The sequence below is a fragment of the Sphingobium sp. Leaf26 genome (assembly GCF_001421665.1).
Taxonomy (GTDB): domain Bacteria; phylum Pseudomonadota; class Alphaproteobacteria; order Sphingomonadales; family Sphingomonadaceae; genus Sphingobium.
This window is the reverse complement of sequence record NZ_LMKV01000030.1, coordinates 143677-164521: the sequence shown is the minus strand read 5'-3', so window position 1 is coordinate 164521 and position 20845 is coordinate 143677. Positions and strand designations below refer to the sequence as shown.

The 20845-nt window shown below is 63.9% G+C and carries 18 protein-coding genes; 11 read left to right on the top strand and 7 right to left on the bottom strand.

Annotation, left to right across the window (positions count from 1 at the left end; all coding sequences use genetic code 11):
* Window positions 1-2: 2 nt before the first annotated feature.
* Entirely contained in the window at window positions 3-2126 is a 2124-nt protein-coding gene (locus tag ASE85_RS19405) for a TonB-dependent siderophore receptor (protein ID WP_056692512.1), read from the bottom strand.
* 198 nt (window positions 2127-2324) lie between these two features.
* On the opposite strand from ASE85_RS19405, the gene ASE85_RS19400 reads away from it, so the two are divergent.
* Window positions 2325-2624: a hypothetical protein gene (locus ASE85_RS19400; RefSeq protein ID WP_056692509.1), complete on the top strand. Its 300-nt coding sequence runs from the start codon at window positions 2325-2327 to the stop codon at window positions 2622-2624.
* Between the two features lie 12 nt (window positions 2625-2636).
* On the opposite strand, the gene ASE85_RS19395 is transcribed toward ASE85_RS19400, so the two are convergent.
* The 4 genes from ASE85_RS19395 to prfB all read right to left on the bottom strand — a co-directional run bounded on the left by ASE85_RS19395 (window position 2637) and on the right by prfB (window position 5933).
* Window positions 2637-3686, bottom strand: a complete 1050-nt coding sequence (locus tag ASE85_RS19395) for an NADP(H)-dependent aldo-keto reductase (protein WP_056692506.1) — start codon at window positions 3684-3686, stop codon at window positions 2637-2639.
* Window positions 3687-3788: 102 nt separating this feature from the next.
* Entirely contained in the window at window positions 3789-4040 is a 252-nt protein-coding gene (locus ASE85_RS19390) for a hypothetical protein (protein ID WP_056692503.1), read from the bottom strand.
* Window positions 4041-4086: 46 nt separating this feature from the next.
* Window positions 4087-4806, bottom strand: a complete 720-nt coding sequence (locus tag ASE85_RS19385) for a class I SAM-dependent methyltransferase (protein ID WP_056692500.1) — start codon at window positions 4804-4806, stop codon at window positions 4087-4089.
* On the bottom strand, window positions 4806-5933 hold the full coding sequence (gene prfB / locus ASE85_RS19380; RefSeq protein WP_056692497.1) for a peptide chain release factor 2: 1128 nt from the start codon (window positions 5931-5933) through the stop codon (window positions 4806-4808). The genes ASE85_RS19385 and prfB overlap by 1 nt, the downstream gene beginning before the upstream one ends.
* A gap of 290 nt (window positions 5934-6223) precedes the next feature.
* Between prfB and ASE85_RS19375 the strand changes: the two genes are divergently transcribed.
* Both ASE85_RS19375 and ASE85_RS19370 read left to right on the top strand, forming a co-directional pair.
* Complete coding sequence (locus tag ASE85_RS19375; RefSeq protein WP_056692493.1) at window positions 6224-6652, top strand: hypothetical protein; 429 nt, start codon at window positions 6224-6226, stop codon at window positions 6650-6652.
* Window positions 6653-6885: 233 nt separating this feature from the next.
* On the top strand, window positions 6886-7524 hold the full coding sequence (locus tag ASE85_RS19370) for an FkbM family methyltransferase (protein ID WP_056692489.1): 639 nt from the start codon (window positions 6886-6888) through the stop codon (window positions 7522-7524).
* A 47-nt stretch (window positions 7525-7571) separates the two neighbouring features.
* Here the strand turns inward: ASE85_RS19370 and ASE85_RS19365 are convergent, their stop codons facing one another.
* Window positions 7572-10115 carry a penicillin-binding protein 1A gene (locus ASE85_RS19365; RefSeq protein ID WP_056692487.1) on the bottom strand — a complete coding sequence of 848 codons (2544 nt, stop codon included), beginning with the start codon at window positions 10113-10115 and terminating at the stop codon, window positions 7572-7574.
* Window positions 10116-10321: 206 nt separating this feature from the next.
* Window positions 10322-11602: an N-acetylmuramoyl-L-alanine amidase gene (locus ASE85_RS19360; RefSeq protein ID WP_056692484.1), complete on the bottom strand. Its 1281-nt coding sequence runs from the start codon at window positions 11600-11602 to the stop codon at window positions 10322-10324.
* 524 nt (window positions 11603-12126) lie between these two features.
* Between ASE85_RS19360 and ASE85_RS19355 the strand changes: the two genes are divergently transcribed.
* The 8 genes from ASE85_RS19355 (at window position 12127) to yihA (ending at window position 20844) form a co-directional block, all read left to right on the top strand.
* Window positions 12127-14889 carry an Rne/Rng family ribonuclease gene (locus ASE85_RS19355; RefSeq protein ID WP_235523619.1) on the top strand — a complete coding sequence of 921 codons (2763 nt, stop codon included), beginning with the start codon at window positions 12127-12129 and terminating at the stop codon, window positions 14887-14889.
* Window positions 14890-15063: 174 nt separating this feature from the next.
* Window positions 15064-16413, top strand: coding sequence for a M48 family metalloprotease (locus tag ASE85_RS19350; protein WP_200928408.1), 1350 nt, complete (start codon window positions 15064-15066; stop codon window positions 16411-16413).
* Window positions 16414-16415: 2 nt separating this feature from the next.
* On the top strand, window positions 16416-17180 hold the full coding sequence (locus ASE85_RS19345; protein ID WP_056692477.1) for a DsbA family protein: 765 nt from the start codon (window positions 16416-16418) through the stop codon (window positions 17178-17180).
* Window positions 17181-17489: 309 nt separating this feature from the next.
* Window positions 17490-17624 carry a 50S ribosomal protein L34 gene (gene rpmH / locus ASE85_RS22665; RefSeq protein ID WP_021317369.1) on the top strand — a complete coding sequence of 45 codons (135 nt, stop codon included), beginning with the start codon at window positions 17490-17492 and terminating at the stop codon, window positions 17622-17624.
* Window positions 17625-17659: 35 nt separating this feature from the next.
* Window positions 17660-18106 carry a ribonuclease P protein component gene (gene rnpA / locus ASE85_RS19340; RefSeq protein ID WP_056692705.1) on the top strand — a complete coding sequence of 149 codons (447 nt, stop codon included), beginning with the start codon at window positions 17660-17662 and terminating at the stop codon, window positions 18104-18106.
* On the top strand, window positions 18106-18318 hold the full coding sequence (yidD, locus tag ASE85_RS19335) for a membrane protein insertion efficiency factor YidD (RefSeq protein ID WP_056692474.1): 213 nt from the start codon (window positions 18106-18108) through the stop codon (window positions 18316-18318). Before rnpA ends, yidD begins: the two co-directional genes overlap by 1 nt.
* A gap of 34 nt (window positions 18319-18352) precedes the next feature.
* Entirely contained in the window at window positions 18353-20053 is a 1701-nt protein-coding gene (yidC, locus tag ASE85_RS19330) for a membrane protein insertase YidC (protein WP_056692471.1), read from the top strand.
* 143 nt (window positions 20054-20196) lie between these two features.
* On the top strand, window positions 20197-20844 hold the full coding sequence (yihA, locus tag ASE85_RS19325; RefSeq protein ID WP_056692702.1) for a ribosome biogenesis GTP-binding protein YihA/YsxC: 648 nt from the start codon (window positions 20197-20199) through the stop codon (window positions 20842-20844).
* Window position 20845 lies beyond the last annotated feature (1 nt).

Below are 20845 nucleotides of genomic sequence, written 5' to 3'. Positions count from 1 at the left end.
CGTCAGAAACGGAAACCGACCGTGCCCATCACGTTGCGCGGCGCGCCGACGAAACAGTCGCCGCGCGCCAGGCAGGAGGCGTAATATTTATTGTTGAGCAGGTTGGTGGCATTCAGCGCGAAACGCCAGCTATTCCAGTTGATTTCAGCCAGCGCGTCCACGGTGGTGCGGGCAGGCGTGACGATCGAATAGAGCTGATCGTCCGGGACCGTCGGGCTGATGCCGTAGGGATCCAGCAGGCCGGTCGATATGCTCTTGCCACTGTAGACCACGCCGCCGCCCAGACGCAGTTGCGCTTCACCCGGCAGGCCGAAGGTCTTGGTCGACCAGATGGAGGCCGTGTGGCGCGGCATATAGTCGAGGCTGGTGTTGGTTTCCGATTTCAGCTTCGAATAGCCGTAGTTGACCAGCAGCTCGAAATTGCCCGGCAGAGTGTGGCTGGCCTCGATTTCAAAGCCTTTGGTGCTGAGTTCGCCCGACTGGCTGGTGGAATTGGCGGCGCCATAAAGGACGCGATTGCGTTCCTTGATCCTGAACGCCGTAGCTGTGACCAGCGTGCCGGGCGCGGGCTGCCACTTCACGCCCGCCTCATATTGCGTACCGGTTTGCGGACGATAGGGTGCGCCGGGGATACCGCCCACGCCCTGGAGCCGGCCGGAGACTGGCAGGAAGCTTTCGGTGTAGCTGAAGAAGGGCGAGATACCCGCACCGATCTCACCGATGATGCCGGCGCGGAAGGTGGTGGCGTTGTCCTTCGCGCCGTCCGACGTTGTCACACGGTCGCGACGCGCGCCGAGCACCACAGAAACGCGATCGTAGAAGCGAATCTGGTCCTGCACATAGACACCCAGTTGTTTCTGCGAAGTGGTGACGAAGGGACCGGTCGGTTCATAGGCAACCAGCGCATCATAATCTATGTCATAGAGATCGATGATCTCCGTCGCGCCATAGGTGTCCTGCTTGGCCACCTTGTTCCAGCTATAGTCGATGCCGACCAGCAGCTTATGCTCGATATTCGCGCCGGTGTTAAAGTTGAACAACAGGTTGTTGTCGGTGGAGAAGACGTTCATCCGGGCGCGTGAGGCGCTGGAGGACAGACCAATGGTGCGGCCATAGGTGCCGTAAGCCGCATAAGGAAGGAACGGGTCGCTCGGGTTGGTATAGCTGTCGGCATAGTGCGTGTTGTAGGCTAGGTCGCTGTCGATATAGCGCGCCTTCAGACTGAGTTGGACGGCATCCGAAAATTTATGGGTGACTGTCGCCCCTCCCTGTAGCGAGCGGCCATCATAACGGTCCCAACCAGCCTTGCCGACGAATGTATATGTATCAAGCTGGCCCGATGGATTGGCGAGGTTGGGCTTGAACGTACCGACGATCGGCAGGAATTGCGACGTCGAACCAGTGTCATCCTCCTGATACAGGCCCGTCAGCACGATGTCGGTGTCGGGCGTTGGCTGCCAGCGGATCGACGGGGCGAACATCACGCGGTCGTCAGGGACATGCTTCACATAAGTGTCGGCATCGCGGACACGGCCGACGAAACGAACCGCCAGATTGTCGGCCAGAGCGACGTTGACGTCGCCCATCGCTTCCTTGCGATCATAGCTGCCATAGACGAGGTTGAACTCGCCGCCGGTGCGAAATTCGGGCGTCTTGCTGACCAGGTTGACGAGGCCGCCGATCGAACCCTGGCCAAACAGTACGGATGCCGGGCCGCGCACGATTTCCACGCGGGAGAAGTTGTAGGGGTCCGACGTGATGCTGGCATAATAGCTGAAGATGTCGCGCATCCCGTCGCGGAACTGGAGCGCGTCGAGACCGCGGACATTGAAGCCGTCGACACGGGTGTCGCGGCCATAGGGATTGGCCAGCACGCCGGCGGCATATTTGACCGTGTCGGAAATGTTGATCGCGCCCTGCGACAGATATTGTTCCGACGTAATGACCTTGATCGGCTGGGGCAGTTCGACCAGTGCCGTGTCCGTCTTGGTGCCGGTCGTGGCGGCGGTGACGATGATGCTGTCCTGATCCGTATCGGCAACAGCCACCTCATCTGCTGCATAAGCTGCCGTGTGGCACAGGGCCATCACTGCTGCACCGCCCAGCGCGATCCACTTCACATTCATTCCAACGCCCCTTTTGGTATTCCGATTGAGACGCGCCCTACAGATAATGCGATGGATTCGCAATTGCGTTTGTCGAATTTATAATGATCCGCTTTCGCGATCCGCTCGGCGAACCTTTGCGTAAAAATCCTGTGATAGGACTGCAAGCCGTAATGAACTCAAAGGCTTGTGAAGCGTTTGGTGGGTAAGGAGGATGCGATGGCGATTGATGTACGATATCCCGATGGCAGCATACGCTCGGTTCCCAGCGAATTGCGTCACATCGATCCTGCCAAAACCGGCGCGCTGGCGCGATTTCACCACTGTCCCGTCAATAGCGATCCGCGCTGGCGCTTCTGGAGCGACGGCTTGATCTGGCATGCCCGTCCGCGTCATGGCGCCTTGTCGATCCTGATTCCGCCGCTCGACGATTGGTGGCAGGGGATCGCCGCCATGGCGGATGCCCCTGCCCTTGCGGATAGGTCGGAACAGGAAGCCCGGCCGCCCCGCGCCGCGTGATCGGCCTTGCCTTCAGGGGCAGGGATCGGGAATGAGGCGATGAACATCCTCGATCGCAGCCAGTTGCTCCGATGTCAGGCGAATATCTATGCTGGCAATGTCCGTCCGCAACTGCTCCAGGCTGGTCGCGCCGATGATATTCGAGGTGACGAAGGGCTGAGCATTGACGAAGGCCAGCGCCATCTGCGCCGGGTCCAGCCCGAAGGCATGGGCGATCGCCACATAGCGCGCGCTGGCAACAGCCTGATTGGGCAGGTCGTAGCGCACGAACTGGCGCGATACATCGCGGCGTGATCCGGCCGGGATGACGCCGCCGAGATATTTGCCGGTCAGATTGCCACCGGCCAGTGGCGAATAAGCGAGCAGCCCCACATCTTCGCGCAGGGCGAATTCGGACAGGCCGATCTCGAACGTGCGGTTGAGCAGGTTATAGGCGTTCTGGATCGACGCCACGCGGGGCAGGCCGGCATCGCGCGACAGGCGCAGATATTCGCTCACGCCCCAAGGCGTTTCGTTGGATAGGCCGATCTGGCGAACCTTCCCCGCCTGCACCAGTTCCGCCAGCGCGCTTAGCGTTTCCTCGATCGACACGGTTTCGGCCGTGTCCTCGATCGTCGCGATGCCGCGCCGGCCGAAGGAGGGCACCGGGCGGTCGGGCCAATGCACCTGATACAGGTCAATATAGTCGGTCTTCAGCCGGGTCAGGCTGTCGTCCACCGCCTGGAGGATGTTGCGCCGGTCGAGCCGGTGGTTGCCGCCGCGGAACTTGCGGATCGGATCGCGCGATGGCCCGGACACTTTGGTCGCCAGCACGATGTCGTCGCGCTTGCCGCGCTGTGCGATCCAGTTGCCGATGTAGGTTTCGGTCAGGAACTGCGTATCGGCGCTGACCGGCGTGACCGGATAGCCTTCCGCCGTGTCGATGAAATTGACGCCCTGCGCGACGGCATAGTCTAGCTGCTCGTGCGCCTCCGCTTCACTATTCTGCGACCCCCAGGTCATGGTACCCAGGCAGATCAGGCTGACGTTGATATCCGTGCGGCCAAGCGTGCGATAATCCATCCGATCCTCCTGAGATAATGTCGTAGCCTCTTATCCGCCAAGAGACGTAAGGAAAGAGGATGATGCGGGCTTCATCAAAACTCATCCACCGATGAGTAGCAATCAAGCCTGATCCGTCAGGTCCATGAAATTGCGCGCCGCTTCCCGGTCCGCTTCTTCCGTAAAGGCGACGTCCAGACCGGGCGCGGCGCCCAGCAGGTAGAGCAGCGACCAGAGCGCAAAGCGCCGGCCGCGATCCTCCTCCAGACCGAGGTCGACGCACATCCGGTCGATCCCGGCCTCGATCGTCGTGGCGGGCAGGCTGTCGAAATTGGTGGTGCCGAAATAGCGCAGGAGCTGGTCATCGAAATGCATGCACCTGCCTAGCCCAATGCTGTCGCAACGGGCAAGTCGCAGCGGATCAGCCCTGGAAGGCGCAGGGCACGATGCTGGCGGGGTCGGGGCGCGCGGCGATGCGGCGGAAGCGGGCGAGGTAGCCGCCGGCGGTCGGCTTGGGGATCAGCTCCTCCATGCGAAAGCCCATGGCGGCCAGTTCGCAGGCGAGCAGGCGTGGCGGCGTGCCATGCTGGTCGGTCGGCCGGTCGGCGTCGACCACGATCAATTCGCCGTCTTTCTTCAGCGCCGGACTGAGGTGCCAGAGAAAAGCGTAAGGCTCGGCGATCTCATGATACATATGGACCATCAGGATGCGGTCGAAACTGTTCTGGGGCAGGCGCGGGTCTTCCGGTGCGCCCAGCTTTACGCTGACATTGTCCCACTTCTCACGCGTGATGCGGCGCGACAAGGCCTCGATCACCTCGGGCATGATATCCTCGGCCAGGACACGGCCTCGCACGCCCACCCGTTTGGCAAGGCGCACCGTATAATAGCCTTCGCCCGCGCCGATATCGGCGACGGTCATGCCGGGGCGGATGCCCGCCCGGTCCATGATATCCGCCGCCTCATTGACCCGGTCGCGGGACTCCTCGCTCGACCAGCGGGTCGACACGATCGGCGCGACCGGCCGGTCGGCCTGGGGGAACGGGGCCGCAGCGGCGGCACGATGCGTCTCCTTACCGCCGCTCAGCTGATCGCAGGCGGTCAGCAGGAGAAATGCGCCCGCCAGAACCGCCCGAATCATCAGTCGACATCCTCCACATCGACCTTCTCGCCCGTCACCTTTTGGCTGAGGGCGGCAGCCATGAAGGGATCGAGCGCCCCGTCCAGCACATCGTCCGGCGCGGTCGAGGTGACGCCGGTGCGCAAATCCTTCACCAGCTGATAGGGCTGGAGGACGTAGGAGCGGATCTGGTGACCCCAACCGATTTCGGTCTTGGCCTGATAATCGGTGTTGGCCGCTTCTTCCCGCTTGCGCAGTTCGGCTTCGTACAGGCGCGCCTTCAGCATGTTCATCGCGGTCGCGCGGTTCTTGTGCTGCGACCGGTCATTCTGCGATGCCACGATGATGCCCGAAGGAACGTGGGTGATGCGGACCGCGGAGTCGGTGGTGTTGACGTGCTGCCCACCCGCGCCCGATGCGCGATAGGTGTCGATCTTGAGGTCGCTTTCCTTGACCTCGATGTCGATGTTGTCGTCGATCACCGGATAGACCCATACCGACGAGAAGCTGGTATGGCGACGCGCCGCGCTGTCATAGGGGCTGATGCGGACCAGGCGGTGGACGCCGCTTTCGGTCTTGGCATAGCCATAGGCATTCTCGCCCTTGATCAGGAAGGTCGCGGACTTGATGCCGGCGGTTTCGCCCGCCTGATAATCGACCAGTTCGACCTTGTAGCCGCGCCGTTCGGCCCAGCGGCGATACATGCGAGACAGGATTTCGGCCCAGTCCTGGCTTTCGGTGCCACCCGCACCGGCGTGGATTTCCAGATAGCTGTCGCTCCCATCGGCCTCGCCGGACAGCAACGCCTTGATCTTGTCCTCATCCGCGCGGTCGGCCAGCGCCTTGAGCGACGCGATGGCTTCGGTCACCATATCTTCATCGCCCTCGGCCTCCGCCATTTCGATGAGTTCGGCAGTGTCACTCTTGTCCGTCCCGATCGCGCGGGTCGCGCCGATCGCGCTGTCCAGGCGGGTGCGCTCGCGCATCACCTCCTGCGCCAGCTTGGCATTGTCCCACAGGGTCGGGTCTTCCACGCGCGCGTTCAATTCGTCCAGGCGGCGCAGGGCACGGTCCCAGTCCAGCGATTGGCGCAGCAAGGCCAGCGCGGCGTCGATACGATCGATATATTGCTGCGCTTCGGCGCGCATGACTGATTCTCCAACTTTCACGCCTCAGCGGTCGAAAAGCCAACTAGGCGTTCGCCCCCGATTTGTCGAACGGCCGTCCTTCTTGAGGAAATGGCCGTTCGTCAAGCACCTGCCTTGTCGCACGCGAAATGCCGTCCGCCGAAAAGCCTCCGCCGGACTATTGCAAGCCGCGCGCAAATCGGAAATTTTCGGGATATATCAGGACGCTAACAGGGGTGCGCGCAGAGCCGATCCAACGCAGGTCAGCCGGCGCGGCAAAAAGGGGGACAGGCTTCATATAAGGCTATCCCATGACCACCACCCATAAGACTGCCCCATTGGCCACGCATTCGACCATCGCACGCCAAAGTCCTTCGGCGCTGTTCCTGTTTCTCGACGCCGTGCGCTGCTGGGGCCACGCCCGCCGCCAGCAGCGGCCGACATTGACCAGTCTCTACGCACGGCTCGGCCATTATGGCTGCGGCCAGATGCTGCCGGCGATCGACAGCCTGCTCGACCTGACCGTCACGCTGCTTGGCCGCCCGCTGCGATTGGGCCGGGGCACCGCCCTGTCCGATGACGAAAATCGCCTGATCAACCTGTTGCAGGGCCGGCGAACCGCGCCGTTCGTCCACACATGCAGCGACGCGCTGCTTTGTACGTTCTGCTGCGCACTGCGATCGGTCCAGTTGTTGATGGACATGGAATTGGGCCAGTCCGCGCGGCGCACGGCGGCCTAGCCACATTGTCCCAAAGCATTCGTCCGGTCCCGGCCGGGACGAATGCTTTGGGACGCTGAAATGCCATGTGGCCCATCTTGCCACGCCCCCCTGGCCTCCCTAAGCGCAATAGAGCATCGTGCGAACAAGTGGGAACCGCTTTTTCGCTTAAAACGATGCGAAAACAAAAAACTAGAGCGCGCGACCTGCGTCGGATTCAACGCAGCGCGCTCTAGACCCACGGGAGGCAGGATATGCAAATCGACGCGAGCTTCAGCCAGTTCAACGAGGATGTCGTCATCGCATCGGTACTTGGCGCCAGCGGACATGATTATGCGCCCTATTTTATCGACGTAGGCGCCAATGACGGGAAAAGCTGGAGCAATAGCTGGCTTTTCGGCCAAAAGGGCTGGAACCTGCTGCTGGTCGAGCCGATTGCGAAGTTCGCACAGCATTGCCGCGACATCTATGCGGGCAAGCCAGGGGTCATCGTCGAGGAAAAGGCGATCGCCCCAGTCGCCGGCATGGCGGAGTTCTTCGTTACCGACGAACCGGACCGCGATCTGTTACAGATGGGATCGTCGCTCTCGCCGGAAGGGGTTCCCTTCGGCCTGCGATCGGTCAAGATCAACGTCGAGACGGCCCCTCTGAGCGACCTGCTGCGCAAGCATGATGTGCCGAAAAATTACGGGGTGCTGTCCGTCGATGCGGAAGGCCATGACCTTGCGGTGCTGGAAACGGCCGCGCTGGACCTTTGGCGGCCAAGCGTCGTGTGCGTGGAAATGGCCTATGGCAACCCGGCCTATGCGGCGCTCGACCAGTTGCTGACAGGCCATGGCTATAGATATGCCGCTTCGACACCATCCAATGCGGTGTATCTGCGCACCTCCTGAACAAAGGCGGACATAATCGAAGGGGGCCTCGATGGCGCCCCCCCCCCTCAATAAATCCCGCCCTGCCCTTCCAGGAAGTCGGCGTCGGTGCGGCGGCGACCGCCGGCTACAGCGCGGTCGGCGCGGGCGGCGGCGACCTTGGCCTGTTCCTCGGCCTCTTCCTTGCGGATGGTGCGGCGCGGTTCGGATTCGGGCTTGAATGCTTCCCAGATGATCGCGGGCTTGGCGTCGGTGCCGGGCCAGGCGCCATAGACGCGCTTGCCCGACCGCCGGTCGATCGCGACCATGCGGATGCCGGCCGGGGCGACGAAGGGCGTCTTGGGCATGGTTTCCAGCAGCGGCGTCATCGCTGCCTTCCAGATCGGCGCGGCGATGCGACCGCCCTGTGCCCAGCCGCCGAGACTCCGTGGCTGGTCATAGCCGACATAGACGCCGGCAACGATATCGGGCGATCCGCCCACGAACCACACGTTGGTCGGGCCGTTGGTGGTGCCGGTCTTGCCGAACAGGGGACGCTTCAGATCGGCCAGCACCGTGGCGGTGCCACGCTGGATCACGCCTTCGGCGATGTGGACGACCTGAAAGGCGGTCATCGGGTTCATGACCTGCTTGCCCTCCATGCCGAAGCGCGGCATGGGCTTGCCGTCCCAGTTCGCCATGTTGCAGCCATCGCACGGACGCCAGCGTTCCGGCCAGATCACCTTGCCGCGCCGATCCTGCACATAGTCCATCACCTTGGACGGGAACTGCTTCCCCTGATTGGCGAGCGTCGCATAGGCGTTGACCATCCGCTCCACCGTCGTCTCGCCCGCGCCCAGCGCGAAGGAGAGATAAGGCTGATAGTCGCCGATGCCCATAGTCCTGATGGTGCGTACGACGCGGTCCATGCCGGTCTGGCTGGCGGCGCGCACGGTCATCAGGTTGCGCGACTGCTCGACGCCCCAGCGCATCGTCTGCGGACCGGCGCTGCCGCCGGAGAAATTGCGGAAGCATTTCTGGCCCAGGCCCGCGCCCTGATAGACGCAGAGCGGCCCATCGACGATGATCGAGGCCGGGGTCATGCCGGCGTCCAGAGCGGCGGCGTAGACGAAGGGTTTGATGGTGGAACCGGGCTGACGCATCGCCTGCGTCGCGCGGTTATAGCTGGACAGGCGCGAATCGAAGCCGCCCTGCATCGCGCGGATGCGGCCCGAATGGACTTCCTGCGCGACCATGCCGCCCGACACTTCGGGAATGTTGCGCAGCGCCCAGTTCGATCCGTTGCGCGCCACGGCGATCAGGTCGCCTGGCTTCATCGCGGAAAATGCCGGGCCGCCGGTCTTGCGATAGGGGGTGTTGGCGGCGCTGGCCGGCAGGGTGCCGGTGCTGCCGTCGGCAAAGCCGATCTGGGCGTCGGTCGCACTGCGACTGATGACCACGGCAATGCGCCATTCCGCATAATCGACGTCGATATAGCTGGCGGCCAGTTCCCGCTCCCAGCCATTGTCGACATTGACATGGCCGACCGGGCCGGACCAGCCGCGCCCTGCATCGAAACGCAGCAACCCGTTGCGCAGCGCGGTCGCGACATTGTCCTGCAACACCGGGTCATAGGGGCTGCGCACCCACAGCCCGCCGGCATAGACGCTGTTGGGACCGTCCTCCGCCTTTTCACCGAATAGCTGGATCAGCCGACGACGCACTTCCTCCATATAATAGCCGCCGGCGCGGGCATCGAAGCTGGAGCCGTGCGCCGCGACGGTGCCGAGCGGCTGGGCGCGCGCGGCATCGCGCTGGGCGGCGGTGATCCAGCCATTCTTTTCCATTTCGCCCAAGGACCAGTTGCGGCGGTCGAGCGCGCGGGCATGGCCCGTTTCGCTTTCGGGGCGATAATTGGCCGGTCCCTTGGGCAGGATCGACAGATAGGCCATTTCATGGAGTTGCAGGTCGGCGACATCCTTGTCGAAATAGGCGCGCGCGGCGGCCTGTACGCCATAGGCGTTCCGGCCGAGGAAAATCTGGTTGAGGTAGAGTTCGAGGATCTGCTGTTTGCTCAGCACATTTTCCATGCGGTAGGCGAGGATCATCTCCTTCACCTTGCGCGTGGGCGAATATTCGTCGCCGATTAGGAGGTTCTTGGCCACCTGCTGGGTGATGGTGGAACCGCCACGGGCGCGCTGGCCCGAACCCAGCTTGCTGGCATAATCGACCACCGCACCGGCAAAGCCGGGAATGTCGACGCCATGATGTTCGAAGAAGGTCTTGTCCTCCGCCGCCAGATAGGCGTGGATAAGCTGCTGCGGATAATCGCTATATTGTAGCTGGACCCGCCGTTCGCGGGCATAGCTGTGGACCGGCTGGCCGTTGATGTCGCGCACGATGGTCGGCAGCGGCGGCTCATATTCCAGCAGCGTCGCTGCGTCCGGCAGGCCACGCGCGAAGATCAGCCAGAACAGGCCCATGCCGAGCAGCAGCCCGCCCAGCGCGATGATCGCCCAGCGAAACAGCCGCCGCGACCAGAGTGGCGCCAAGCGACTCAAAAAGCCCCCGGCGTCACGGCGCAAGCGATAGGCGAAAGACGATGGGGCGGTATCGGAACGGGCCTCTTCCATGGGAAAGAGGCTCTAGGGTCAAATTGCGGCCAAGGCCAGTGGGGATGATGCGATCCGCCGCATCATCCGGTCGCCCCTGCCCTGGCGTCCGGCGCTCCGGCCCTTAACTTCGCACATTTCCCGCAGATTCGGACATTTTATTGCGCGGACCTGATCCTATCGGAAAGGCGCTGCCAAGATAGCAGAAGCCGGGCCGATAGGACAGGTCAGCCGCCGGCCGTGCCGTCCCGCATCGCCAGCTTGCGGGCGAAATGCACCTCGATCGCGCGGGCAACGCCGCGGGCGATCTTCCCCTGCCCCTCTCGCGAGGAGAGGAAGGCGCTGTCGGCCTCATTGCTGATATAGCCGGTTTCAAACAGGATCGATGGCGTGTCCGGGGCCTTGAGCACCATCAGCGAGGCGAAACGGTGATAGGCGCTGCGGAAGGGCACATAGGGCGCGGCCTCGCGCTGGAGCAGGCGCGCGAAACTGGCCGAGATGTTCATCGATTCGCGCTGCGTCAGGTCGATCAGGATGGAGGAGACGTCGCCCGACTGGCCGCCGAGGTTCACGCCATTGATGATGTCCGCCTTATTCTCCCGCGCCGCAAGCCGGGCCGCCTCGCGGTCGGACGCGGTTTCGGACAGGGTGTAGACGGTCGCGCCATGCGCCTCCGTATTTTCCGCCGCGTCGGCATGGATGGAGATGAACAGGTCCGCGCCCAGCTTGCGCGCGATGCCATAACGTTCCTGAAGCACGAGGAATTTGTCGTCGTCGCGGGTCAGGGCCACGCGCACGCGGCCTGACTTTACCAACTGGTCGCGAATCGCCTGGGCGATGGCGAGCGTGACGTCCTTTTCGCGCTTGCCATTTTCCTTGTTGATCGCGCCGGGATCATGGCCACCATGGCCGGCGTCGATCACCACCAGCGGCCGGGCGCCGTCATGCGCGCCCTCCACCGCCGGCAGGGCCACGCCACGCGCGGCGGCCGGGATCGGCACGGTGATGGAATGGATGCGCCTTTGCGGACGGGCGGCCATATCGACCGGCGCGTCGAACCGGGTACGCCCCTTGCCGACTTCGCTGCGGAAGCGCGTGTCGCTGACACCCTGGAGCGAGAAGCTGAGCGACTTGCCGTCCGGCGCCATTTGCAGGTTGCCAAGCGTCGCGGGGGAAGACAGGTCCAGCACCACCCGCGCGGTTCCGCTGTTCAACTGCCCCTGGCGCACCGCGGCAATATTGCCCTTGCCCGGCGCAAACTGGAAACGCCCCATCTGCGCGCCGTCGATATCCAATGCGACCCGGCGCGGCGCATCCAGCAGGAAAGCCGACGCACCGTCGACGCGGCCATCGAAGCGCACGACGACAGCATCGTCCCGCACATCGACTCCGGCGATGCCGCCCGCGCTGCCCGGAGCGGCTGCGATAATCATCCCTGCCAGGGCAAGGCTCTGGAACATGCGCTGCTTGTGCAACGCACGACGGTCGGCCGTCCAGCCAATTTTCATGACGATGTTCCGTCTTGAGCGTCCCCACGCTGAATATCGGATTAAGCATCAGCCGTTCGAGTCGCGTAAAATGAGACGGTTAACGCGCGCTTCAGCATGAAAAGGCGGAGACGACCAAATGTGGCAGGCGCGTCACAATATTTCAGGCAGACGTTGCCCCATGGGTATTTGACTGCTACCCGTTCATATAACTGACAGGACCGCCCTTATCGAGAGCGCCTTTCAGGGCAATGAGATAAGCATCGGCGGTCGCGGGATCGCACCCCCGCCGATGATATGAACAGGTTGACGCTGCATGAGGCAAGATTTCCATTCCACGCTCACCCCGGCAACGGGCGTAGCGGCGTGGATGGAGCGGCCCGGCGCCTTGTCCGGCCCTGCCGACGCAGCAGACACGCATCCTTCCTTTGAAACCTGGACGATGCCGACACCCGCGCCCTTAACGGAGCGCGCCCGGCCGTCCCTTCACTATCGCGTGGCGGCGCGGCCCTGTGCCGCAGCCCGCCGACGCCGGAGACTCATAAATGACAATGCGTATGCTGATCGACGCGCGCCACCGGGAAGAAACCCGTGTCGCGGTCGTCAAGGGTAACCGGATCGAGGAGTTCGACTTCGAATCCGCTGAGCACAAGCAGCTCAAGGGCAATATCTATCTGGCCAAAGTGACCCGCGTGGAGCCATCGCTCCAGGCGGCGTTCGTCGATTATGGCGGCAACCGCCACGGTTTCCTGGCCTTCAGCGAAATCCATCCGGATTATTACCAGATCCCGCGCGAGGACCGCGAAGCGCTGCTGCGTGAAGAGCGCGCCCATGCGGAAGAAGAAGCCGCGCTGCGCGCCGATTATGACGATGAAGACGAGGATCGTGATCATCACGATCATGTCGCGCCCGAAGGCGGCGTCGAATATGTCGAGGCCAGCCATCATCATGACGATGAGGAAGAAGGCGAGCAGGCCGAAAGCGGCGAAACCGGCGAATCGAGCGAGGCGGACGCCGGGCGCGGTGGTCGTCGCGGCGGTGGACGCGGGCGTGGCCGGGGTGGCGACGATGCCGCCGACGAACTGCGCCGCAAGCGCATGGCGCTGCGCCGCCGCTACAAGATCCAGGACGTCATCAAGCGCCGTCAGGTGCTGCTGGTCCAGGTCGTCAAGGAAGAGCGCGGCAACAAGGGCGCGGCGCTGACCACCTATCTGTCGCTGGCCGGCCGCTATTGCGTGCTGATGCCCAACACCAGCCATGGCGGTGGCATTTCGCGCAAGATCAGCAATGCGGCCGACCGCAAGCGGTTGAAGACGATCATCGCCGAAATGGCGCTGCCGTCTTCGATGGGCTGCATCGTGCGCACCGCCGGCCTCCAGCGCACCAAGCCGGAGATCAAGCGCGACTTCGACTATCTCGCCCGTCTGTGGGACGAGATTCGCGAGAAGACGCTGAGCGCCGCCGCGCCTGAGCTGATCCACAACGACAGCGACCTCATCAAGCGGGCGATCCGCGATATCTACAACAAGGATATCGAGGAAGTGATCGTCGAGGGCGAGCATGGCTACCAGGCCGCCAAGGACTTCATGCGCCTGCTGATGCCCAGCCATGCCCGGCGGGTGAAGCAATATGCCGATCCGGTGTCGCTGTTCCAGCGCGCCAGCGTCGAAGAGCAGCTCGCCGCGATGTACAACCCGGTCGTGCAGTTGAAGTCCGGTGGCTATCTGGTCATCAACCCGACCGAGGCGCTGGTGTCGATCGACATCAACTCCGGCCGGTCGACCCGCGAACATGGCATCGAACAGACCGCCGTCGCCACCAACCTGGAAGCCGCGCGTGAAATCGCGCGCCAGCTCCGCCTGCGCGACATGGCCGGCCTCGTCGTCATCGACTTCATCGACATGGAGGTGAACTCCAACATCCGCAAGGTCGAGAAGGCGATGAAGGAGGCGTTGAAGGACGATCGCGCCCGCATTCAGGTCGGCCGCATCTCCGGCTTCGGCCTGATGGAAATGAGCCGCCAGCGCTTGCGTACCGGCGTGCTGGAAGCATCGACCCGCCAGTGCCCGCATTGCGAAGGCACCGGCCTCGTCCGCACCGCATCGTCGGCGGGCCTGGGCGCGCTGCGCATGCTGGAAGAGGAAGCGGCCCGTGGTCGCGGCAGCCTCATCACCCTGCGCGCCAGCCAGGAAGCGGCTTTCTACGTCCTCAACAACAAGCGTGCCGAACTGGACGAGATCGAACAGCGCTATGGCGTGCGGATCGAAGTCCTGCCCGATGGCGAGATCGAGGGCGCCCGCATGTCGGTGGAGGCCAACGGCCCGCGCCCTGAGCGCGTCGTGAGCTATGCGCCGCTGCCGGAAGAGGATGACGATCTGGACGTCATCGAGGAGGAAGAAGAGGAAGAGGTCGAGGAGGCCGAAGCCGAAGCCGAGTCCGAACGGGAGGAACGCGGTCCGCGCGGCGAGCGTGGGGACGAGGATCGCGATGGCGGCCGCCGTCGCCGCCGTCGCCGTCGCCGCCGTGGCGGCCAGCGCGACGAGAATGGCGCTGAAGGTGGCGAGGAAGCGGCCGATCTGGCTGACGGCGAAACCGACGACGCCGAAGATGCCGAGGCGGCTGAAGAGCTGACCGAGGCACCTGTCGAAGCCGCGGCTGACGAAGATGAAGGCGCCGGTCGCCGTCGTGGTCGTCGCGGTCGCCGTGGTGGCCGTCGCCGCCGCGAAGGTGGCGAGGATGCCGTGCAGGCAGAGGCGGAAGCCGGTGAAGCCGAAACGGCGGAACCGGTCGCCGAAGCCGCTGAACCGGCGGTGGAAGCCGTGGTCGAGGCCGCGCCTGAGGCCCCTGTCGAGGAAGCGCCCAAGACCCGTCGTCGTCCGCGTGCCCGCAAGAAGGCAGAGGCGGAGCCTGCTGCCGAGGTGGTCGTGGCTGAAGTCGAGGCACCGGCTGCACCGGTCGAGGCGCCCGTTGAAGCGCCCGTCGACGCGGTTGCCGAGGAGGCGCCGGCCAAGCCGAAGCGTACCCGTCGCAAGAAGGCCGATGTCGCGGCCGAAGCGCCCGCAGTCGAAGCGGCCCCGGTCGCCGAGGAAGCGCCTGTCGAGGCGGCACCGGCCAAGCCCAAGCGCACCCGCCGCAAGAAGGCGGACGTTGCCGCCGCCGAGGCAGAGGCAGTCGCCCCCGCCGTCGAAGCGGTAGCCGCGCCGGAGCCGGACGCACCCGTCGCTGAAACCGCCGGCGCCGGCGAAGAGGGCGAAGGCGAGAATGGCGAGCCGCGCCGCGGCTGGTGGCAGCGCACCTTCGGCCAGTAACCCCCCCTCGGCAATCTGGACTCCATAGCTGATGAACGAGCGCCGCTGCCCTTCCGGTCCCCACCGGTGCGCAGCGGCGCTTTTCATTCTCGCTCGCTTCACGACAGGTTCAGCCCTGCCCTGCCATCAGGCGAGCGTGACGGTCTGCGCTCCCCTGCCCCGGACCCGCCCCTGATGCGGTGGCGGACCAAACTGTGCGTCCTGACGATCGCCACGCTCGCGCTGATGGCCCGGCCCGCCATGGCGCAGTCCATCCTGCGCGACGCCGAAACCGAATCCTTCATGGCCGACATGTCGGGCCAGTTGGTCAAGGCGGCCGGCATGGAGCCGAAAAACGTCCAGGTGATGGTCATCAACGACCCGGAGATCAACGCCTTCGTCGCGGGCGGCCAATATGTCTGGGTGCATAGCGGGCTGATCGCGCAGGCCGACAATGTGAACCAGTTGCAGGGCGTCGTCGCGCACGAACTGGGCCATATCGAGGGCGGACATGTCATCCGGTCGGGCGAGGGCATCAAGGAAGCCACTGGCATCACCATATTGAGCCTGGTGCTGGGCGCGGCGGCGATCGCGGCGGGCGGCGCGGAAGCGGGCATGGGCCTGATGGGTCTGGGCCAGCAGGCGGCGATGACCAAATATCTGGCCTTTTCGCGCGGGCAGGAAAGCTCCGCCGATCTGGCCGGCGCGCGGTACCTGTCCAAGGCGGGGTTGAGCGGCAAGGGCAGTCTGGAATTTTTCAAGAAGCTGCAAAATCAGGAATATCGCCTCGCGATTCCGCAGGACAATAGTTACGGCCGCACCCATCCGCTGTCGGGCGAGCGCATCAATGTGCTGCGCGAGGTCTATACCGTCGATCCGGCGTGGGAGCGTCCGGTCGATCCCGTGCTGGAGGCGCGGTTCGAGCGGATCAAGGCCAAGCTGATCGGCTTCGTATCGGAACCGACCCAGACCTTGCAGAAATATCCCGAGACCGACCAGTCCCTCCCCGCCCATTATGCGCGGGCCTATGCCTGGCATAAGAGCGCCTATCCGCAAAAGGCACTGGAGGAGGCCGACGCGCTGCTGGCGGCCGCGCCGCACGACCCCTATTTCCTGGAATTGAAGGGGCAGATATTGCTGGAAAGTGGTCGGCCCAGGGATGCCGTCGCGCCGCTGCGCGAGGCGGTGAAGATCACCAACCAGCCGCTCATTTCCGTGCTGCTGTCCCACGCGCTGATCGCGACCGAGGATGAGAGCAATTTCGCCGAGGCCGAACAGGTGCTGCGCCTCGCCGTGCAGCGGGATCGCGAAAATCCCTTCGCCTGGTATCAGTTGGGCGTCGTCTATGCGCGGCGCGGCGACACGCCCCGCGCCGCGCTGGCGACGGCGGAACGCTATGCCATGATGGGCCAGCACCCGATGGCGCTGCGCAGCGCGGACGCGGCGATGCAGGGTTTGCAGGCCGGCACGGTTGACTATCTGCGGGCGCAGGATATCGCGATGACATCCCGCGCCGCGATCGAACAGCAGCGCAAGAAAAGATAGATATGACACACCAGACCCGGCCCAGCTTTCGCGCGGCCCTTTCCAACAGGACCATACAGATGACCCTTGGCGCCCTCGCCCTGACCGCCATTGCCGGCGTCGCACTGGCCGCGCAGGCGCCCGCCAGCGTCAACGCCACGGATAAGGCCGCGATCGAGAAGATCGTGCATGATTATATATTGGAGCACCCCGAAATCATCCCGCAGGCGGTGGAGAAGTTGCAGGCCAGGCGCATGTCGAGCACGATCGACGCCAGCCGCAGCACGCTCGAAACCCCCTATGCCGGGGCGTGGGAAGGCGCGGCCAATGCCGACGTCACCGTGGTCGAATTCTTCGACTATGCCTGCGGCTATTGCCGCGCCTCGCTCCCCGATCTGGCGAAGCTGGTCGGCAGCGATTCGAAGGTGAAGGTCGTCTATCGCGAACTGCCGATCCTGTCGGACGCCAGCAGCGACGCGGCCAAAGTGTCGTTGCTCGCCGCCGAGCGCGGCCAATATATGCCCTATCACCGGGCGCTCTACGGCGCGGGCAAGGTGACACGCGAAACGATATTGGCCGCCGCCGCCAAGGCGGGCCTGACCAAGTCGGAAGCCGAATCGGCCATCGCGTCGTCCAAATATGATGCGGAAATACAGTCCAACATCGCGCTTGCCCAGAAATTGCAGGCCAGCGGCACCCCAACCTTCGTGATCGGCGGCCAGGTGCTGAACGGCGCGGTGGGCTATGACGCACTCAAGGACGGCGTGGCGAGCGCGCGGGGGAAGTAGCAAAACCCGTTCATGCCGAGTTAGGGTCTGAGCCTGACGCAGACCCGTATCGAAGCATCAAGCGCAGAGCGTGATCGGTCGATGCGCCATGTCGGCTTCACCTCTGGCGAAGTTTATCCTGAGCGCCTGTCGCAAGCAGGCCGTCGAAGGGCGCAGTGGCTACTCAGGACGAACGGCCCATGAATCCTGCCAGCCGCCATTGACTTGCCCCCCCCTTTTGCCTATCGGACGCCCCCTGACTGGTGGCCGCTGATTTGGCGGCCCTTTTTTGTCACGCCCGATTCTCTATCTGTTTTTGAGGAATGAACGATGAAGCGCACTTTTCAGCCGAGCAATCTGGTTCGGAAGCGCCGTCACGGTTTCCGCGCCCGCATGGCGACCCCCGGTGGCCGCAATGTGATTCGCGCACGCCGTTCGCGCGGCCGCAAGAGCCTGAGCGCCTGATTTCAACGCCCGAAAATGCTGCTGCGCCGGTCATGATGGTCCGGCGCGCGGATTTTCTGGCGGCGAATCGCGGACGCCGCGCCCCCATGCCGGGCTTTGTCCTGCTGGTGCGCGAGCGCGGCGACGGCGATCCGGCGATGCGGTATGGCATCACGGTGACCAAGAAAGTAGGCGGCGCTGTCATCCGCAACCGGATGAAGCGCCGTTTTCGCGTTCTGGCGCGCGCGCTGCTGCCGCTGCACGGCATTGCCGGCGCCGACCATGTGCTGATCGGCCGGGATGGCGGGATCGAGCGCAATTTCACCCTGCTGCATGCCGAATTGGGCAAGGCGCTGGGCAAGATCATGGCGCGCCCGATCGACCCGCCGCGCGATCCTTCGCGCGGGAAGGGCAAGACGAGGCCCAGGGTGAATCGCGCCAAGAGGCAGTCCCCCTCCGACGCCCCTTCGGGCCGCCACCTCCCCGCCAGCGGGGAGGAGTGATGATCGCCCGGCTGCTGATCTTCATCGCGCGCTTCTGGCAGGTCGGCCCTTCCCGCATCCTGCCCCCTACCTGCCGCTACGCCCCATCCTGTTCGGAATATACTATTCAGGCGATCCGCAAATATGGCGCGATCAAGGGTAGCTGGCTGGGGTTCAAGCGGCTAATGCGATGCCACCCATGGGGCGGCTCGGGCTACGATCCCGTTCCCTGACAGACATAGACATAAGACGGCGGAGCCGAACACAGTGGACGATAAGAAGAATATCATTCTGGCGGTGCTGCTGACCGCAGCGATCCTGTTCGGCTGGCCCTATGTCTCGCACTATGTCTTCCCGGCGGCCAATCCGCCGGTGACGAAGATAGAAGGCGGCAAGACCACGCCGGTCGCCGCGCCCGGCACCGACACGGCCGATGGCTCGGCCGTGATTCGCGATCGCGCGATCGTGCTGAAGGAAAGCCCGCGCGTGCCGATCCGCACGCCCAAGCTGACCGGATCGATCAACCTGAAGGGTGCGCGCATCGACGATATCGTCTTGCCGACCTACAGCGAGACGATCGCCAAGGATTCGCCGGCCGTCCGGCTTTACAGCCCCAGCGGCACCGCCGACGCCTATTTCGCCGGCTTCGGCTGGCAGGGCGAGGGGTTGAAGACGCCGAACAAGGACACGGTCTGGACCGCGCAGGGCAGCGAACTGACCCCGACCAGCCCGGTCACGCTGACCTGGAACAACGGTGCCGGCCAGACCTTCGAAATCCGCCTGTCGGTTGACGCCAATTACATGATCTCGGCCGCGCAGAAGGTGTCGAACACCGGCGCAGGCGCGGTGGGCGTGAAGCCCTACAGCTATATCAGCCGCACCGGCATCCCCAAAGATCCCGACACCTGGACCATCCATGTCGGCCCGATGGGCGTGTTCAACGGCGCTGCCAATTACGACGTGAATTACAAGGATCTGGACAAGGGTCCGTCGACCCAGAGCTTCCAGTCCAAGGGCGGCTGGATCGGTTTCACCGACAAATATTGGCTGTCCGCACTGGTCCCGACCACCGATGCCGACTTTGCCGGCCAGTTCCGTAAAGGTGCAGGCACACAATATCAGGCTGACGCCGCGCTGGGTTCGACCATGCTCGCCCCTGGCAAGGCCGCGACCCAGACCATGCGCCTGTTCGTGGGCGCGAAGGAAGTGAAGACGCTGGAAGCCTATCAGGATGCCGGCATCCCGCTGTTCGACCGGGCGATCGACTGGGGCTGGTTCTACTGGTTCGAAAAGCCGATCTTCGCGCTGCTGCACTGGCTGTTCGAGACGCTGGGCAATTTCGGCGTCGCGATCATCGGCCTGACCTTCTGCGTCCGTGCGCTCATGTTCCCGGTCGCGCAGCGCCAGTTCGCCAGCATGGCGGCGATGCGCGCGGTGCAGCCCAAGATGAAGCTGTTGCAGGAGAGGTATAAGGACGACAAGCCCCGCCTCCAGCAGGAGATGATGGCGCTGTACAAGACGGAGAAGGTCAATCCGCTCGCCGGATGCCTGCCCATCTTCATCCAGATCCCGATCTTCTTCGCGCTCTACAAAGTGTTGCAGCTCACGATCGAAATGCGGCACCAGCCCTTCGTGCTGTGGATCAAGGATCTGTCCGCGCCCGACCCGATGCACATATTGAACCTGTTCGGCCTGCTGCCCTTCACCCCGCCGTCCTTCCTGGCGATCGGTGTGCTGGCGCTGCTGCTGGGCATCAGCATGTATTTCCAGTTCAAGCTGAACCCGGCCCAGATGGACCCGATGCAGCAGCAGATCTTCTCGATCATGCCATGGATGATGATGTTCATCATGGCGCCGTTCGCGGCGGGCCTGCTGGTCTACTGGATCACCAACAACTGCCTGTCGATGGCGCAGCAATGGTGGCTTTATCGCAAGCACCCGGTCCCTGCCCCCGCGACGGCCAAGTAACCAAGCCCATCAAGTCCCCGTTCGTGCTGAGTTGGGACTGAGCGAAGCCGAAGGCCCGTATCGAAGCATCGCGCGGCCTTCGGCCCTTCGATACGCCGCTTCGACTTTGCTCAGCGGCTACTCAGGGCGAACGGAGAATGAATGTGACAGAAGAAGACTACACCGCCCTGGTCGAGGAAGCCCGCAAGGTCTTTTCCGGCCCGATCGCCTTCCTCAAATCCGCGCCGACGCTCGATTTCCTGCCCGACATGGACGTGAACGAAGTCGCCTTTGCCGGGCGATCCAATGTCGGCAAGTCGTCGCTGCTGAACGCGCTGACCAACCGCAATGGCCTCGCCCGTACGTCCAACACGCCGGGGCGCACGCAGGAACTGAACTTCTTCGACGTGGGCGATCCGCTGCGCTTCCGCCTGGTCGACATGCCGGGCTATGGCTATGCCAAGGCGCCCAAGGATATCGTGCGCAAATGGAAGTTCCTGGTGAACGACTATCTGCGCGGGCGCGCGGCGTTGAAGCGCGCGCTGGTGCTGATCGACAGCCGCCATGGCATCAAGGATGTCGATACCGACATGCTCGACATGCTGGACGGCGCGGCGGTCAGCTATCGCATCGTCCTGACCAAGAGCGACAAGATCAAGGCGAGCGAACTCGCCACCGTGACGCAGCAGACCGCCGACGCGATCCGCAAGCGCCCCGCCGCCCACCCGGACATCATCGCCACGTCGAGCGAAAAGGGCATGGGCATTCCCGAACTGCGCGCCGCGGTTCTGGAAGCTGTCAGTCAGGGATAAG